The organism is Metabacillus endolithicus (assembly GCF_023078335.1).
GTDB lineage: Bacteria > Bacillota > Bacilli > Bacillales > Bacillaceae > Metabacillus > Metabacillus endolithicus.
In genome coordinates, this window is sequence record NZ_CP095551.1 from 48,366 (window position 1) to 65,278 (window position 16,913).

A 16,913-nucleotide genomic window follows, 5' to 3' on the forward strand; every position below is an offset into this window, starting at 1 on the left:
ATTGAGCCTTTTACTGAAGTTATAAGCCCTATAGGGTGGAATAAACACACCACAAGTGTGTCTTTCCTCTCTATAGGCTTTTTTGTGTTTTATATCAAATTAGCGCATGGAGGGGAACGGAAGTGGCATTTATTACAGAAGAAACTATCGAAAAGGCTAGAAATATAGATTTACTTTTTTTGGCTCAACAACTTGGTGAGTCTCTACATCGTTCGGGACAAAGCTTTTTTACTTATCGTAATGGTGGTGAAAATACTCCGTCCCTTTCCATTAATCCTACTAAACACGTTTGGAAGGACTTTGGTGGAACTGCTGGTGGAAAGGATGCAATTAGTTTTTATTGCTACCGCAAATATAATGACCCTTATTTAAAAGGTAAGGATTTTGTACAAGCGGTTGAAGAAATTTGTGAGCTATGCGGTATTCCTATTGAATATCAAGATGGCGGCAGTCGTACATTTGATGATGTTGTTTATAAACCTAGGATTGAGATTCAAAAAGAATCACCTAAAGCAACTCCTGGGTATTTACATGAAGTCTACTCTAAATGGATCAAGCAATTTGATCTCAAAAAGCCACATCTTTTTCACTTGAAAGAAGTGAGAAAAATAGGTCCACAGGTAGCGAAAATTAGAATGTATCGTTCTTATTCAGATGATATGAAAGAAAGATATGGTATTACTAAACAGCTTGCTGCTAAAGGAGTTAAGCTAGATGGAGTTCCGGGATTTGCAGTTAAAGAAGGGAAATATGGACCTTATTGGACGTCTGTTGGTAGAGCTGGTTTGTTAATTCCATTTCGTAGCATCAATAACGAAATTCAAGGATTTCAAATCATGTTTGATGAAAAGCCTGCTAATGGTCAAAAGTACGGTTGGTTCTCTTCACCTATTAATCCTGATAAAGGAACAATACAAGGTGCTGAAATAGGAAATCCAGTGCTACCTTATCATGCAGCTGTTCCCGCTCAAGTTCTATTAAATTGGATCTTGTATAAAGGAGAACTCAGTGACCATATGGAGACTGATACTGTATGGTGGGGCGAAGGTGCATTAAAAGGAGATATAGCTTCGAATTATACAAAACAGATACATTTACAAGTACCTGGAGTGAATAATTGGAGACTCCTTTTAGAACCTACTATTTCATTACGACCAAAGCGTGTGATCTTTAGTTTTGATGCAGATGCTCAAACAAAAGAGGATACTGTTCAAACTAATGTATTAAACGCAATAGAAGGTGCGAAAAAAGAACTCAAACCACATGGAATAGAGTTAGCGATTGCATTATGGCCAGTTGAAAAAGGTAAAGGAATCGATGACCTTGTAAATAACGGTTATAAGCCTCAAATCGTCTCTATTTAGTTGAGTTTAATTATATTACAGAAAAGAAGTTACTAATCAGTGGCTTCTTTTTTTTACTTTAAAGGAGGTGATTTTATGTAATCCATGATAGAAAAACTCATGAATTATTTAAGATTAAACACATTACACATTTTAGGAGGAAGAAAAAATGAATCAATTATCTTTTGTGAGTGAACGTACAGACAGCTCGTTAGTAAAAGAGTCTGTTGAAAGGTTATATGAAGTGGAAGGAGATGTTTCTAACCTAAATTTAAGTGAATTACTTTGTTTAATGATAGGGACAGGAACAAAAAAGACTTCATTGCAGCAAATGGTTAATCAAATCCTTGATATGAAGCGAGAGTATGGATTAAAGGGATTAACTGTTGAAAGAGTTATGACGATTGAGGGATTCACTAAACGCAAAGCGGAAATGTTTATTGCTGCTCTAGAGTTAGGTAGGAGAGTTTATAACGAAAAAGCAGAGAGTCGCTATGTGATTAGGTCACCCAAAGATGCTGCTGATTTCTTAGAGTATCTTAAGGATTATAATCAAGAGCACTTTGTTGCTTTGTTTTTAAATACAAAGAATGAAGTTCTTCTTAAGAAAACTATTTTTGCTACTTTAAACGCAAGCATAGTGCACCCTCGCGAGATCTTTAACGAAGCATTAATGAGAAGTGCTGCTTCCGTTATTGTAGCTCATAACCACCCATCCGGGCATTCGGCTCCTTCACGTGAGGATATTGAAGTCACGAAGAGACTAGTTGAAGTTGGGAAAATTGTAGGTATTGAGGTTTTAGATCACGTTATTGTGGCAGCCAATGATTTTACATCTATAAAGGAAAAGGGTCATGTTTGATCAACTTCAGCTACAGCAATCTCATTGCTTAAGGGATAAGAGAGGGCATGACTTTAAATAAAGGAGATAGAGTAGAAGTTTACTATAACCTTGTTAAAGGTGGAATTTTTTCAATTAAAAGCCTGGTAAAAGGTACATGTTATGGGAAGGTGGTTGCCTATGCCCCCACTGTACTTATGTCTAATGGGAAATTCGTAGTTAGTAAGCCAGGTATTGAAAAAATAAGAAGTGAGCAACGAAAAAGAGTTTGTGCAGTTGTTCGCGGAACCTTTGAGGGAATAGGTTCTCCTATAAACGGAGAAAAGGTCTATTTTAACCCTTACATTACTGACTTATTTACAAGAGCATCTGATGGAGTTGAAGTACATTCAGCCGAGATGATCTATTTTTATAACAATATTTGTGAGGTTCATTAATTACACATTTTAGGAGGATGAAAGATGAAAGCGAAATTTCGTACTGAAAAGGTTGAATATGTAATAGAAAATGGTGGTTATTCTCGAAATGGACATTTTGTACAAGGAGAGGTCAAGTTAAAGTCACTATCTATTGGAAGTGAAGCTCAGATTGAAATAAAAACAGGAGCATACACTCAACTTATTCGTACTGATATTGTTCATTCAATTGATCTTTGCCCAGCTATCTTTAAAATGCAAATGGCTACTGAAGTCCATCCGTATCGTATTAAAGTGGTAAATAAGAATTCTAAACCAGGGATTTTTATGAAAATCGGTACAGAGAAGGAAATTCAAGCTTATGTAAAAGATAGATTTAAGGGTAAAAGAGTAACATACGCAATTGAGCCAATCCCTACAAGATTGGAGCTGGTTCAATAATGAAGACTTATAATGTAGGTGAAAAAATCGAAGTGATTTTAAAAGGGAATAAAAAACCGATTAAAGCCGAATTCGTAAAATGGCAACCTATTGAAGATCGAGCGGGTAACTTCTTTTTAGTTTTAAACTTTAAGGGAGAACTGCGATATATCATCGATGGATTTATTGGTTTTATTAATGGACAACCTTTTACACCAATTGAGCTTAGTAGGGTAAGTAATTAAATAATACATTACTTAGAAAACCGATTCTTTTTATGGATCGGTTTTTTATTTTTAGGAGGAAAAATAAATGGCTAGGATTGCATCGCAAAGTAAAGGTGGATTTTACGCAACACCAGAAGGACAATTATCACTTATATTACCTCACCTTCAGATTAATCAAGATGAGGAAACTGAAGTAATAAATCTATTAGATCCTTGTGCTGGTGAAGGGAAGGCTCTTAAACAGATTTCTCAGTATCTACAAACGTATGACGTAGCAGTTGCAAGCTTTGGTGTAGAGCTTGAAAAATCTAGAGCAAAAAAAGCTGAGGAACTATTAGATGTTGTCATAAATGAGGGATATGAATCGATAAGGACGGAACCTAAATATAGTTTGTTATGGCTTAACCCTCCTTACGATGAAGTATTTCATGAGAGAACTGAATTACGCTTTCTCAGGACGCTGACCAGCAAAACAAAAAACGTACTCGTTGATAATGGGTTACTAATGTTCTGTGTACCTCAATATGTGTTAGGAGCATGTTCTTCTGTTCTAGCTGGGAGGTTCAAGGATATAAAAGTTTATCGTTTCACTGACGAAGCGTATCCGGTATTTAAGCAAGTTGTTGTTTTTGGAAAGTTTGGAAAGCCTCATTCCAGTGAAGCTAGAAAACAAACGAAAGCATACCTTAAAGAAATAGCGGATCAAGGTCCTGAAGTGTTACCAACCATTGAAGAGATTGAAGAAATGTTTATAGTGCCTAGTAGCACAGACATTCAATGCTTTAGAGCTGGTAAATTACGTAATGAAGAACTTGCTGAAGATCTTGCTCAATCACTCGCCTATCAAGAATTTGAGAAAAGAGTTACACCAAAAGCGAAGAACAGTACGATGAAAAATCCGCTTCTTCCTTTAAAGGTGACTCACGCAGGTATAGCCGTTGCTAGTGGAGCAATAGGAGGAAACTTCGGAAATCACATCATTGTAGGTGTAACAAAGCAGGTCAATGAAAAACAAGAAGTACTCGATGAAGAAGGATTAGCGAAACAGGAAGTATATATCAAACATTACAAAAGTGTCGTTCGTGTATTTACCACTGATGGTATACATGAGATTCAATAGGAGGAACTAATTGTGAGATTAATATCAAATATAGATTGTGGTTACTGTCATGATCAGAACGCCTTAGCTTTATGTGAAGAATGCGGAGGAAAAGGATATCTGCAGATTAGGTTTTCGAAAGATATCCCACACTATTTATCTTTATCATATGTGAAGTTTGATCCGCTACCAGGACTCTTTGGAGTGTTTTTGTTAGAAGATGAGATATTAGGTGTAGGTAATGTTGATATTTCATTTCATAGCCTAGTCATTTATGATCTTCAATCTTTTAAAGGAATTTACGGACAATCTTTAATGGTGAAAAGCCTTTGCAAGATGGAAAGTATACATTCTATTCATGGATTCACTACCAGTCAGGATGCTATCTTTTGGGAGATTCTTGGAGCAGATATACAAAGAGACAAGCAGGAATGGACTTTTACTATCTTCGTTGGAGTAAGAAGCCCCTATACAAAGTAGGAATGCTCATTTTAATTGGTCTGACTACTTTGATTGGTTTGATTCTGCAACTGATATGGAAGCTGATTTTATGATGAGGTATACCCCACCTTCTTTACGTAAGGAGCAGGTAGATCATTATTATTCAAATGGTTTTTACTTAGTCGAGAAAAGTTCAAGAAGGAACTTATCTTTAGAGGAAGTTTTTACTCTATATTAAGAGATTACTATTTTCATTTTTATAATGAGAGGAGGCAAGCTACTGTTCGTAAAGAATAGTAGCTATTTTTATGAACTTTAATAAATTAACTGAGTATGCTAAAAGCCTAATTGTGCCGCTGCCTAATGAAATGAAGTCGTTTGGGGATTATCGAATTCATTGTAATTTTAGTGGAGGTAGAGACAGTATAGCCTGTGTTTTACTCCTTTTATATGGTTACGGTGTACCGAAAGAACAAATAGAGATGGTTCATTTTAGGGTGGATGGTAAGCAAGAAGCATTTTTTGATTGGAAGGAAACTGATGAATATCTAGAGTATTGCCAAGAAATTTTAGGATTGCCAATGGTTATTCTTAACCCCGATAAAAGTTTAAAAGAGAGAATAACTGATAGGGGAAAATGGCCTTCAGGGGCAACTCAGTATTGCACATCTTACCAAAAACGCGATACCTACAGTAAATGGGTAAGGAGCTTAGGTGCTGGAAATTATTTATGTGTTAGCGGTGAAAGGGCGCAAGAAAGTCCAAGACGTGCAAATAAACCCAATTTCCAAGTTTACAAGACAGCAAACGCACCAACAAAAGGGCGATACGTTGATTGGCTTCGTCCTATCCATCATTTAATGAAGGATCAGGTGATGAAACTAAATGAGCTTGCTGGAATTAAGCCACACCCTTGTTATCAATATGTTTCACGATGCAGCTGTAAGTTTTGTATTTTTCTTTCACCGAATGAGATGAAGAAGGTCTCAGAACTTTACCCTGACGATTTTAACGAATTAATTCGTATGGAAAAGGAAATGGGACACACGCTTAAATGGGAAAAGAAAAATCCGCTATCGTTAGTAGACTTTATAAAGAAGGCAGAAGGATCAGACAAACAGTTATCGTTTGATTTACCATGTTTTTTTGAATGAAAAATGAAATTATAAAAGGAGGGATTGTCCTCTGACTTTGTTTTTTAGGTCAGGGGTTATATCCCTACCTAATAAAAGTCATGGCAAAATACGTATGAATATTTATTTACAGAGTACTGATCGTCATTTTGAAGCAAAATTACAATTTATTGTGAAAGAGGAAGATCATGTGTTAGCTGCCTCTTATATAGGAATTCCAGAAGCGGTTACTGCTATAACAGCAGGTATTATTGAAGGTAGAACAGTGGTTGTAGAAGGAAAGGAGCTTACAAGAGGTCACGATCCTTTTAGGAGGATTGAACGTAAAGTAGGTATTGGTGATGTGGCTCATGCCTTTATTTATAACTCATTGACTACTTTAGATGGTTTATCTGGTGTTATTGATAGTGATAAGAACACGAGGGGGTATATCTTATCTCTTCATGGAAACATCAAAGAAGATGTTGCTCAACATATGATTTCACGCTTTGGTTTACCACCGGAGTGGAGTGACCATTATGCCGGTCTTTTTGGATTTATGATCGAGGACTTGGAAGTAATTCAGAATCCAGCCTTTCAACATTTAAATCCAAATTTAAGGGCCCTGAAGATAAACGGCAGCGAAAGTGATGTTTTAGAGGTAGTAGAAATGGCACTAAAGAATCGCTTACTTACCATTCCTGAATCGGAGATCGAAGGTAAATTTGATCCTTCTTGGTCGTTAAAAGAATATATGGTTAATAACGCTAGTGCAATGAATAAAAAATTAAGTGTTATGAGACCATTGCATACCATGAAAGATAAGGTAGATCCTGCAATAGCAACTATGAGTAGAGTTCCTTTTCCTGCTCAAACACATGTTATTCAGGGATTAATAAACGGATTAGATGTTGAGAATTCGGTTATAACATCTGCGAACATGGGGACCGGAAAGAGTATACAAGCTATAGGTGTCGCTCACGTCTTAAACGAACGGAAGAAAAGAAGAGGCTCTAAAAGAGGGACTGCTGTTTTGCTTTCTGCTCCTGGTATAACACTTAGTAAATGGGAAAAGAAAGAGATTGGTAAAACTGTCCCACATGCGAAAACATCAATTGTCCGGTCATCAGAGGATGCATTGAGGCTTTTGGAGCGTGTTCGTAATGGCTACCGCCCAACAGTAGGTGATCTTGAATTTACCATTGTGGGTATTGATAAAGCCAAAAGAGACAGTGAACCATACTTTGCAGGCATATGGAAACGTGTGAAGAATACTTCTGATTCTTATGGATGGCATTGCCCAGATTGTGGACGCCAATTATATAAAAAAGAAGAAGGAGAATGGTTTCCTTTAGATTGGTCTGATGTAGCTTTCGGATCTGCACCTACAATAGAGCAGTTAATAGATGCAAGAGAAGAAAAAGCATTACTACCGAATGGACTACCAAATTCATGGAAAGTGAAATGGAGAAGGACTAAACAATTCTTTAAATGCTCATATCAAGAAGGTGTACAAGGTTACCTACCAGATGGTGCTTTACCTTGTGGAACAAAACTGTATCGCCCCGCAGTCAAAAGTCGTGGAGAAACGAATAAGCGTCCTGTAGCTAACATTTCTAAAATCTTTAAGCGTATGAAAAAATACTTTGATTTATACATTGTGGATGAGGTCCATCAATGTAAAGCAAGCGGTAGTGGTAGAGGAGATGCTTTTGCTCAAATGGTTAAATCAGCAAAAAAGACTCTCATGCTTACAGGTACCCTTGTAAATGGAAAATCTACATCGATCAAAGAAATTCTTTGGAGAACCAATCCAAAATCCTTATTAGATAAAGGGATGAATGATTCTACAGGGGATTTGACATGGGCGGAACGATATGGAAAGTTAAAGCAAATCGTTTATTTACAGGATGAAGTGAATCATCAAGGATGGGTCACAAGACAGCGTAGAAAACCGATGCAACCGACAGAAGAGCCAGGTATTGCACCACATATGACAGCTGAATTTTTATTGCATAAAACTGCTTTTCTTGATTTGGAGGACTTAGGGTTACCACTGGTGGAACTAAAGGAGAAACCAATCTTTATTACTCCGAAACCAGAACATGAAGCGGCATATAGACAGTTTCATGAGGTAATGTATGAAGAGTGTGCTAAAAGGGCACGAGCAGGTGCTAAAGGAGCATGGTCAAAGTTTAACCCTGCCACCTTAAATTACGCTGCTAGACCCGATTTAGGAGCATTTTATACGTTTGTTAGTGTTGATGGAAAAGAAACAATTGTATCAGCTCCACAACTTACTGGTTATACAGCCAAGGAAGAATGGTTGATAGATAATGTGAAGAAGGAATTATCTGAAGGTAGAGGAGTTGTTATTTATAACAACTATACAGGAGAATACCAACTAAATGAGAGAGTTCATGACATCCTTAAGGAAAATGGTATTCCGAGCAGAATTTTAAACGAATCCAATACCGAAAAGCGTTCTGAGGTCCTTCAAAAGTTTGAGGATGAGGGAGTAAAAGTCATAATAACCAATATGAAGTTGGTTGAAGTTGGTTTAGATTTACTTGCTTGGCCGACGCTTATTTTTAATCAATTAAGTTATGAAGTTAACGTTGTCCGTCAGTCTGCGAAGAGAGCACACAGAATTGGTCAACATCGTGAGTGTAGGGTTCTAATTCCTATTCTGAATGGTACACAAGAGATGAGTCAATTTAAAAAGGTAATGAGTGCTAGAGGTCATGCTTTAATGACAGAAGGTAGATTAGATAGAGGAGAACTTGCTAAGTATAGTTATGATGAGCAATCATCATTAGCAACTGATCTTGCTGAATGTTTTGCAGAAGCCGATCTTGCCAATGCGTGGGAAGAACTTGCTGCAATTGAATATCAAGATGTTGAAATGATTGAAGAAGCGAATTTTGAACATATCTTAGCTGATAGAATGAAAGACCTGGCAGAACAGACATTAAAACTCTGCGGTGTTTCAAAAGTTGTGCCTATTGATCAATCTGAATCTAATATAGTAACCGATAGTACTGAAGAAGATTCATTATTTAACATCACTGAATCGAGTGGTTCTAGTGTGGATCTTGAGGATGATGGAATAATTGCATTAGTAGATATCACAAAGTATAAGAAAAAGAAAACATTAAAGGCACCAACTGAAAATCAACTGGGTTTTGTTTTCTAATTACGCCGGAATATAGAACCCCTCATGCAATTTTGAGGGGTTCTTCTTATTATTACTTTATAACACTTCTAATATCCTCTATCAGTTGTATAATAATTCCATTCTTGAAATCTGTCATATAAGCTTTAGTAGGACCTTCTAACCCAAAAAATTCATCTTTTCCTACAAAGTAATACTTTTTATTAAATTCACAAATTTCGCTTTCACCTTCAGCAAAATCATCTGCCTCCGTAAAGAAAACGACAGCATCTTCTAGTAGTTCCGTGTTATAAATAATTACATATAAATTTTCTATACTAATTTTTTCTTCAAATACTAAAACATCCATATTTATTCCTCCATTACAATAATTAACACAAAAAAGCACCGTTGAAAAAGGGCATAACTATAGCCTCTTTCCCAACGGTGCTTCCGTGGATTATTGTGTGTTTTTTAGTTTTATGGATTGATTATACTTATATATTTCTAAAAGTACAAGCAAAAAATGGTGGGGAATATCACATTTATTGTGGATTTGAAAGTAAGTTCAATCCTAAATAAAGAGTTTGATTAAGAAACCAGTGTTGCTAATTTTATTCCACAAACAGCTCCATTCTTGAATAAGGATTGTGCTCTTTATCTTTATAAGGCCATTTTCTCTGATAATTAATTGTGGAAATAAGAGATATTTGAGATGATCGTTAAAAGAATGGGCAGTATAGTTAATTTAAATATCTAACTAACTTTAATATGGGGTGAATAGGATTGGTCAATAGAGAAAGAAAACTGAATCTATTAAATCAATTTAGAATTAGTAAATGGGAAAGTTGCCCATGTGGCAGCAAGGAAATATATAACGAATGTTGTAATAATAAACCAATATTACCAGTTCAAGTATCAAAAAAACCACCGGAAGTCCAGTTAATGGAAATGATGCGAAAGTCTATGAAAAAATGCTGTATGCACCCGGATCAGAATAATTGCAAAGGTAAAATTAAGAATGCTCATGCTTTGCAAAATAATAAAATAATATCTTTACTCGGAGCTAGTGAACGGCATGTCTTCTTATTAGATCCTAAGAAAATTCCTTTGTTAGTTCCTCTTAAAAATGGGGAAACGGAACTTATCATTGAAATTAGTAAAACAAGTGTTAATAATGCAACAACTCAAACTTGCTTTTGTGATTTACATGATAATATAGCTTTTGCATTAATTGAAAAAGGTGCACCTGATTTTGATGAATCAAATGACGCAATGAAATTTGTATATGCCTACAAAGCTTTTATCTTTGAATATTATAAGCAATGGATGGCTATGGATATTTTTAAAGTCAGTTTTGCAAACCGCCCTGAGGTATTCAAAACATTTAAAATGTAGGAATGTATCGAATGTTGCAGCTCAAAATGAAGGAATTTGAACCAATAAAAGCACTTTTTGATAATCAAATCCTTGCAGGAAAACATGGTGGTATCGAAACTTGCATTATCAAATTACCCGAACAAATAAAATTTGCAAATTATGCTTACATTGCTCCAGATTACGACCTGGATGGTCGAAGAATAAAACATACTATAAAGGGGGTAATGCATCGGGTTGCTATAACAGTTTTTCCTGAAGAAACACAGTCGTACATTTTATTAAGTTGCTTGGAGAGTGAGAAAGCAATATATAAAACTTTATTTAATCAGCTGCAAAATTCATCGGTAGATAAAATAAAGTTTTATTTTTCGATGATCTTGCCGTTGTATTCTGAAAACATGGTATTAAGCCCGAATATATGGAACAACTGGGATGAAGAAACTCGCAAGGCTTACACCTATTATGCAAATCTCCAAGGAAATGATGCTTTTATTTATAGTAAAACAATTGGAATGTTGTTGCGAAATGCTGCAAAAAGCACTACTTTTGATTATAGTAACAGAAGTAAAATAGATTTATTTGTACAATAACCATGGGAAATCCTTAATAACACGGAAGGATGTGTGCTACCTAAGCTAAACTTCCTTATTTTGTTAACAATTGCATTTCTTAATATAAGTAACGATTGTTTATTCATTTACTTATGTCCTTAAATACCTAATCCGTTCTTTAATAAACCAAGATGAAGATTGTAGAAGAATAGTTGTTGTAAAATATCATAGTTCTCATAAAAGAATAAACAGATAAAAATTTTATAAGAGCTGTTTTGATCAATCTTTGTTCAAAACAGCTCTTTATTTGCTTTTATATCAAGGTTATAGCCTCGATTTTATATATTAATAGGAGAGTTTATTAGGTATTATTTCGTATGCTTTTTGTGTTTATAGTAATATATAACTATACTCGTAATGATAAAAGTAGGTAGATGTTAATGGAAAATATATTAATTGATATAAAAGATAGTGTATTTGAAAGCAAAGATGAAGCAAGTTTGTACGTGATAAAAGATGTGAATAAACATGGGGATGTATTTATATTCACTATACCGGAGTATTCATTTTCATGGGTTGTTAAGAGTGAAGATGATTTAGAATCATTGAAGTCTTACAGAATTCTAAATAGCGTGGAAATAAAAGAGAAATTAATTAATGAAATGAAAAAAGCAATTAAAAAACTCTAGAGGTTTAACATCGGTGGATATTTCCTTTTCTGCCTCGAAACTACTAGTTACATCATTTTAAGTTTCTAATAACATGTAATAAGAGGTGGTTTATATGATAAAGCTCGATGTTACTAGAAAAGGCAATTGAGCCGATTAACGATAATACTTATTTGACAGAATTGAAACTTGATGGGATAAGGCTCATTTGGACTAAATTTAATGATAAGGTTCGTTTATATACACGTCACAATACAGAAGTTACATTTAGATTTAAAGAGCTGCATGATCTAGATATGCCAAACGGTACTATACTCGATGGTGAGCTTATCGTCCCCGGTGATGACGGTAGACCAGAATTTGAGTTAATGATGGAGAGGTTCCAATCCTCTAAAAGTAATCATTTTATTCAGTATTGTGTGTTCGATATCATTCAGTACAATGACCAGAATGTAACGTCCCTTCCTCTTTTAGAAAGAAAAGAATTACTTTCAAAAGTTGTTACACCTATAGAACATGTAGTGTTGGGGCAATTTATTCAAGGGCATGCAGTAGAGTATTTTGATTTAGTAAAAGAAAGAGATTTAGAAGGAATAGTAATTAAGAAGGCGGATAGCCCATATGAACTGAATAAGCGCAGTAAATCATGGATAAAGGTGATTAATTATCAATATGAAAATATCTATCTCACAGCTTTAAAAAAGGGTGAGTTTGGAGTTAACTTGGCTTTTGAGGATGGATCTTATGCTACTAATGGAATTCATGCCAACTGACGAAAGAAAGAAACTCTATCAAACAATGAGAAAAGTATCTGAAACTGAAAAATACATTAGGATAGAGCCAATTAAATGCCAGGTGAAATATCGAAATTTAACACGTTCAGGATTATTGCGAATTCCATCTTTTCATCAATGGTTATAAAAAAAGTCAGACCTATTATTTTACTAATCTCCCTTAATCTCTCTGAACTAATTGCTTTTAAGACAGATTCTTGATAAATTTAATATATAGTTATTTTTTCTTGCTCTTATGAGCCTTAATTTTTGAAGCATTCAAGCCCCCTATGGGTGGTATTTTTTCTTTTTGAAGGAAAAGTCTGCCTATAGGCTTTTTTGTATGCAAAAAACAGTTAAAAGGAGGATTTTTTTGAGATTACAAAGGTTTGTTTCTTCAATAGGGGAAAGTTCAGTACCGGAAGATATCCACGCTCAAAATACTAGGAAAATTCGACTGATTTCTTTAATGTTATACGACAAAGAAAAAGTTGGAGAAGTAGATTTTGATTCTTTTACTCTTGATGATCTTGTATTAGCAAGAGAGGAAATTATTGATTATAACTCTGACGAGTTCGATGAAGGACAAGTCGACTTCTTTCCTAATGCTGAAAATGGATTATATCATGTGAATCGATTAGCTCATATATCTAAAAAAGTTAAATCAATTCAATCCATTAGGAAAAAGAGGAGGTTTTTTTAGTGGCTAAGTCAGCTTATCTATCTAATGAATGGTTAATGGCTGCTTATAGCACTGCAGATAATTTATTAGTAGCCAAATTAATGCATGATGAAGGAGTTCCACTAGCACCGGAATTAACATTTTTTGTAGATTATCACTCCTACAAATTTTCGTTATTTTGGGTCGCGCTAGGTGAACTCTTTTTTTATGAAAAAGTAAGCGAAGGTAATAATGGAAGTACGGATGGAGAGTATCTCATTACCTGCAAGGAGCTGTCTGAAATATACAAGATTAAAGAGCTGCTAAAAGGGACTAAGGATTATTTAATGTTCTGGGAAGAGTGTACTAATCTTGTTGATTTTCTTGATGTATCAGCGGAATTATTCGAACTGTCTATTAAAGGCGAGTTTACAGACAATGGACTTCTTCTGAAATTCGTAGGAGATCCTTATTACTCTGAATTTTTTACACTGTTGCAAGGTATTTTTGAATTTAAACAATATCTAATTCTATTTCTAAATACCTGGAAGGACAAGATTAATACAATTTCTAATTTAGGAGGAAATAAATATGACTCAAACAGTCAACGAAGTTCACATTCAGCTTAAGGAGCATGGTACTGTAGTGAATAACTTATGGAATGGTATGTCTGTTAGTAGGAACTATATCTCACCTACAGATTTAGCACTATCGATGTTAGATATTTTGGAGGATAGCGAAATTATTAGGCATTTGTTATCAACAAATACCTTGGTTGAATTATTTACTCCATATCTTGAAGCGGATAGCTGGGATACTGGTGAACATGAAGAAGATCTTATTCAGATTATAGACATGATAACCGGAAATGTACCCGATTATGGAGAGAAAGCAGTTAAGTTATTGTTTACTCAACTTAGTAGTCGCTTTAATCCTATGGAGCTTTCTGTTCAAGAAACCAATAAGATTTTAAAAGTATTTATAGATAAATTTAGTAGGACCAACTTTAGTGGAGAGTATGAGTACACTCTATTAATTGATCTCTTCTGTAAGATACTTGAGAAAGTCAATTTACTCGGAGATCGTTCGGTTCCTTTCTTATCGCCGATTTTAAGGAAGATATATCAGCAAGCTAACTTTCTAGATGATAAGGAAATAATAAATAGTCTATTTGAGGTGACAGCTTCTAAAGCTGATAAAAGTGCAGTATTACGTGTATTAGAGCCGTATATCAAGAAAGAAAGAGTATGTTCAAGCCCATTGCTCCCGAAAAATTGTTTTATCTATCAAGAAATGTTGGATGGGACAGTTTTAGTTGGAATAGAGGTTGAAGCTCAACGATTTGATGTTAAGTATCATCGTAGGGATTTCAAACAAGTAGGGCATCCAAACATGCTTTTTTTATTTAAAATACGTGGTCAAGAGGTATTGATGTCGCAATTAGTGTGTATAAAAGATAAATTACTTAAGCCAACAACTCAATTATATCGTTACCCATTCAGTAACGTATTTAAAAGTTTGTCATGCTGTTGGCCAGATTTGCAGTCCTATAAGGTTAAGGATTTATCAATGGTAGGTACACTTCCATATGCTTTTATAAATTCCCCAAATAATGATCATGCGTACTTTGGTGAGAATTTAGGAGAGAAGTTTTATTTTCTACAAGATAATGATTTTAATCATGAAGATCTAACTCCAATTGAAGATGGTTTAACCCTTTCTGATTGGCTAGAGTTACAGAAGTTTGAAAAGAAGTAACTGTCTTTTTTCTAATGAATTAAGAATATAATACACATTTTAGGAGGATGAAAAAATGTTTGAAAATCAATTAAGTCTATTTGGTGAGAATGTTAAGTTTATTAATAAAGAGGAAGATAAGAGTAATGAAAAGCAACAGGCAAAAAAGGAAGATAAAAAGTCGAATAAGAAAGAAGTCGTTTCTTCAGCAAGTGATAAAAAAGAATCGAAGAAGTCAGTTGCAGCTAAGACTCAAAAGGTCTTTGAAAATATTAAAGAAGATTGGACTATCCATTATTATTCTAATACTTTCCAAGTTACAGAGTTTGTAAATGATATACCGGAGAGTGGTATTTCCACTGAGCAATTGAGAGAAGAAATGGCTAAAGAATTCTTTGAAATGAGTAGGGATCGTACTTTTTGGGATATTGATAAAGAGAATAAACGACTGTTTCCTCGTATTACAGGAGGAGCAAAAGGATGATGAAAAAAGGAATTCACACTTACAGCTGGTCATTAACTGATCTACTAAAAGAGGGATTAACACCTTTTAATATTGTTGCCTCTAAAGACGGACGTTTATATGAAATTAGAAAGAGTGAGTTTGGGACGATGTCTGTTCCAGTTCAGTCTCTTCAGCGATTAGAAGAAGTACCTACAGGATTTCAAATGGATTTACCAAAGATACCAGGATACTTGTTAGAGCGGGTTGTAACATTCTTTCGTGATTACTGTTTAGAATTTGATTATGAAGTAATGGTTCAATTTTTTTGGAACAAAGAACTAGAAAGTTATGAGGTTAGATGCCCGATTCAATCCGTTTCTAAAGTAGAAGTTTCTTTCACGGAGTCTATATATTCAGAGGACCTTGTAGAAGTACTTCAAATTCATTCACATAATTCAATGCCTGCTTACTTTTCACCTACTGATAATTATGATGAAAAGAGATTTTTTATCTATGGTGTTATAGGAAACTTGCATACACATAAACCTTCAAAGGTGTTAAGAGTAGGTTTTAATGGATTCTATTATGAATTGGATTATGATCAAATTTTTACAGATTTTGATATTACAAGATATAGAGAATACCCTCTTGAATGGAAAGACAATGTTTCATTTACAAGCCAAATTAATGGAAAGGAAGAAAGATAATATGGAATCTTTACATATTTTAGAACCAGGAAGAGAGAAAATATATTTTGATATTGTACAAGTAGGAGCTGGCGCCAATGGCGGCCAGTTCTTTCGTTCATTATGTCAGGATATTGCAACTCACTTTAGATCCTTTAATGAAGATAATCAGGACGTTACTTTCGGGGTAAACATGCTTTTGTGCGATGCTGATCGCTATGAAGATCACAATTTGTCAAATCAATTGTGTACTCAAGAAGATATTGGTGAATTTAAAGTGGATGCGTTAAAAGAACGGTATGAAGAAGTTTACGGATTAAGTATCGGTAGCATTCCACGATATGTAAAAACGAAAGAAATGATTGACCAATTATTCTCAGATAAAGGTATCTCAGATAAATATCAAACAGTAAAAATTTTAGTGGGAATGATTGATAATAATAAAACAAGACAATTGTTTCATGATTATTTTTACTCTGATGATATTGAAAATCTAATTTGGATTGATGCTGGAGTCACAGGGGTTAATATTTCTTCTAATGATAGCAAAGTTATTAGGGAAAGCGGATTTAGTGGGCAAGTTGTAATAGGTTTTAAATATAGAGGAAGAGTGATATTGAAACCTGTTACAGATGTCTATCCAGAAATGCTAGAAGATGCAAAAAGTTCGTTTCCTGACGAGTCTTGTGGGGAATTAATTATAAATAATCCACAACGGAGTGCTACAAATCGGATGGCTGCTACAATTGCTAATAATGTAATGAACAATTTATTTCACTCACAAAGAATATATAGTCACATAATAAACTTTAATGCTCAGACATGTATGAGCGGAGGAAGGACAGGCTTTATTACAGAAGAAGATATTAGTATGCTTGAAAATCTAAAATCAACTGAAGAATAGGGAACTTTCGCTCCTATTTTCCCCACTTAAACCACTATACTAACTTCAAAATAAC

At 34.6% G+C, this 16,913-nt stretch carries 19 protein-coding genes and 1 pseudogene; 19 read left to right on the top strand and 1 reads right to left on the bottom strand.

Annotated elements, in window-relative coordinates:
* The first annotated feature begins 122 nt into the window (after window positions 1-122).
* The 9 genes from MVE64_RS26110 to MVE64_RS26150 all read left to right on the top strand — a co-directional run bounded on the left by MVE64_RS26110 (window position 123) and on the right by MVE64_RS26150 (window position 9,095).
* Window positions 123-1,364: a DUF3854 domain-containing protein gene (locus MVE64_RS26110; protein WP_247347572.1), complete on the top strand. Its 1,242-nt coding sequence runs from the start codon at window positions 123-125 to the stop codon at window positions 1,362-1,364.
* Between the two features lie 148 nt (window positions 1,365-1,512).
* On the top strand, window positions 1,513-2,205 hold the full coding sequence (gene radC / locus MVE64_RS26115) for a RadC family protein (protein ID WP_247347574.1): 693 nt from the start codon (window positions 1,513-1,515) through the stop codon (window positions 2,203-2,205).
* 47 nt (window positions 2,206-2,252) lie between these two features.
* Window positions 2,253-2,621 carry a hypothetical protein gene (locus MVE64_RS26120; protein WP_247347575.1) on the top strand — a complete coding sequence of 123 codons (369 nt, stop codon included), beginning with the start codon at window positions 2,253-2,255 and terminating at the stop codon, window positions 2,619-2,621.
* A 24-nt stretch (window positions 2,622-2,645) separates the two neighbouring features.
* Window positions 2,646-3,041: a hypothetical protein gene (locus tag MVE64_RS26125; RefSeq protein WP_098796459.1), complete on the top strand. Its 396-nt coding sequence runs from the start codon at window positions 2,646-2,648 to the stop codon at window positions 3,039-3,041.
* Window positions 3,041-3,265 carry a hypothetical protein gene (locus MVE64_RS26130; RefSeq protein WP_098796458.1) on the top strand — a complete coding sequence of 75 codons (225 nt, stop codon included), beginning with the start codon at window positions 3,041-3,043 and terminating at the stop codon, window positions 3,263-3,265. The genes MVE64_RS26125 and MVE64_RS26130 overlap by 1 nt, the downstream gene beginning before the upstream one ends.
* 67 nt (window positions 3,266-3,332) lie before the next feature.
* Complete coding sequence (locus MVE64_RS26135) at window positions 3,333-4,367, top strand: DUF6094 domain-containing protein (RefSeq protein ID WP_247347578.1); 1,035 nt, start codon at window positions 3,333-3,335, stop codon at window positions 4,365-4,367.
* A gap of 12 nt (window positions 4,368-4,379) precedes the next feature.
* Window positions 4,380-4,826: a hypothetical protein gene (locus MVE64_RS26140; protein ID WP_247347579.1), complete on the top strand. Its 447-nt coding sequence runs from the start codon at window positions 4,380-4,382 to the stop codon at window positions 4,824-4,826.
* Window positions 4,827-5,095: 269 nt separating this feature from the next.
* Window positions 5,096-5,941, top strand: coding sequence for a phosphoadenosine phosphosulfate reductase domain-containing protein (locus MVE64_RS26145; protein WP_247347581.1), 846 nt, complete (start codon window positions 5,096-5,098; stop codon window positions 5,939-5,941).
* A gap of 94 nt (window positions 5,942-6,035) precedes the next feature.
* Window positions 6,036-9,095: a DEAD/DEAH box helicase gene (locus MVE64_RS26150; protein ID WP_247347582.1), complete on the top strand. Its 3,060-nt coding sequence runs from the start codon at window positions 6,036-6,038 to the stop codon at window positions 9,093-9,095.
* Window positions 9,096-9,147: 52 nt separating this feature from the next.
* Here MVE64_RS26150 and MVE64_RS26155 read toward each other — a convergent pair whose 3' ends face one another.
* Window positions 9,148-9,423 (bottom strand): hypothetical protein, encoded by a 276-nt coding sequence (locus tag MVE64_RS26155; protein ID WP_247347584.1) that lies wholly within the window; start codon window positions 9,421-9,423, stop codon window positions 9,148-9,150.
* Window positions 9,424-9,839: 416 nt separating this feature from the next.
* Between MVE64_RS26155 and MVE64_RS26160 the strand changes: the two genes are divergently transcribed.
* The 10 genes and pseudogenes from MVE64_RS26160 to MVE64_RS26205 all read left to right on the top strand — a co-directional run bounded on the left by MVE64_RS26160 (window position 9,840) and on the right by MVE64_RS26205 (window position 16,858).
* The gene (locus MVE64_RS26160; RefSeq protein ID WP_247347586.1) at window positions 9,840-10,451 is read left to right on the top strand and encodes a hypothetical protein; all 612 of its coding nucleotides are present in this window, start codon (window positions 9,840-9,842) and stop codon (window positions 10,449-10,451) included.
* Window positions 10,452-10,462: 11 nt separating this feature from the next.
* Window positions 10,463-11,023, top strand: a complete 561-nt coding sequence (locus tag MVE64_RS26165; protein ID WP_247347588.1) for a hypothetical protein — start codon at window positions 10,463-10,465, stop codon at window positions 11,021-11,023.
* 401 nt (window positions 11,024-11,424) lie between these two features.
* Window positions 11,425-11,673, top strand: a complete 249-nt coding sequence (locus MVE64_RS26170; protein ID WP_247347590.1) for a hypothetical protein — start codon at window positions 11,425-11,427, stop codon at window positions 11,671-11,673.
* Between the two features lie 107 nt (window positions 11,674-11,780).
* Window positions 11,781-12,573: pseudogene (locus tag MVE64_RS26175) on the top strand (ATP-dependent DNA ligase).
* A 225-nt stretch (window positions 12,574-12,798) separates the two neighbouring features.
* A complete protein-coding gene (locus MVE64_RS26180; protein WP_141549703.1) occupies window positions 12,799-13,128 on the top strand; it encodes a hypothetical protein in 330 nt (109 codons plus the stop codon).
* Complete coding sequence (locus MVE64_RS26185) at window positions 13,128-13,715, top strand: hypothetical protein (RefSeq protein ID WP_247347592.1); 588 nt, start codon at window positions 13,128-13,130, stop codon at window positions 13,713-13,715. Before MVE64_RS26180 ends, MVE64_RS26185 begins: the two co-directional genes overlap by 1 nt.
* A complete protein-coding gene (locus tag MVE64_RS26190) occupies window positions 13,678-14,844 on the top strand; it encodes a hypothetical protein (protein WP_247347594.1) in 1,167 nt (388 codons plus the stop codon). Before MVE64_RS26185 ends, MVE64_RS26190 begins: the two co-directional genes overlap by 38 nt.
* Window positions 14,845-14,899: 55 nt before the next feature.
* On the top strand, window positions 14,900-15,307 hold the full coding sequence (locus MVE64_RS26195) for a hypothetical protein (protein ID WP_098798160.1): 408 nt from the start codon (window positions 14,900-14,902) through the stop codon (window positions 15,305-15,307).
* Window positions 15,304-15,975 carry a hypothetical protein gene (locus MVE64_RS26200; RefSeq protein ID WP_098798161.1) on the top strand — a complete coding sequence of 224 codons (672 nt, stop codon included), beginning with the start codon at window positions 15,304-15,306 and terminating at the stop codon, window positions 15,973-15,975. Before MVE64_RS26195 ends, MVE64_RS26200 begins: the two co-directional genes overlap by 4 nt.
* Before the next feature lies 1 nt (window position 15,976).
* The gene (locus MVE64_RS26205; RefSeq protein WP_247347596.1) at window positions 15,977-16,858 is read left to right on the top strand and encodes a ThiF family adenylyltransferase; all 882 of its coding nucleotides are present in this window, start codon (window positions 15,977-15,979) and stop codon (window positions 16,856-16,858) included.
* The last annotated feature ends 55 nt before the right edge of the window (window positions 16,859-16,913 follow it).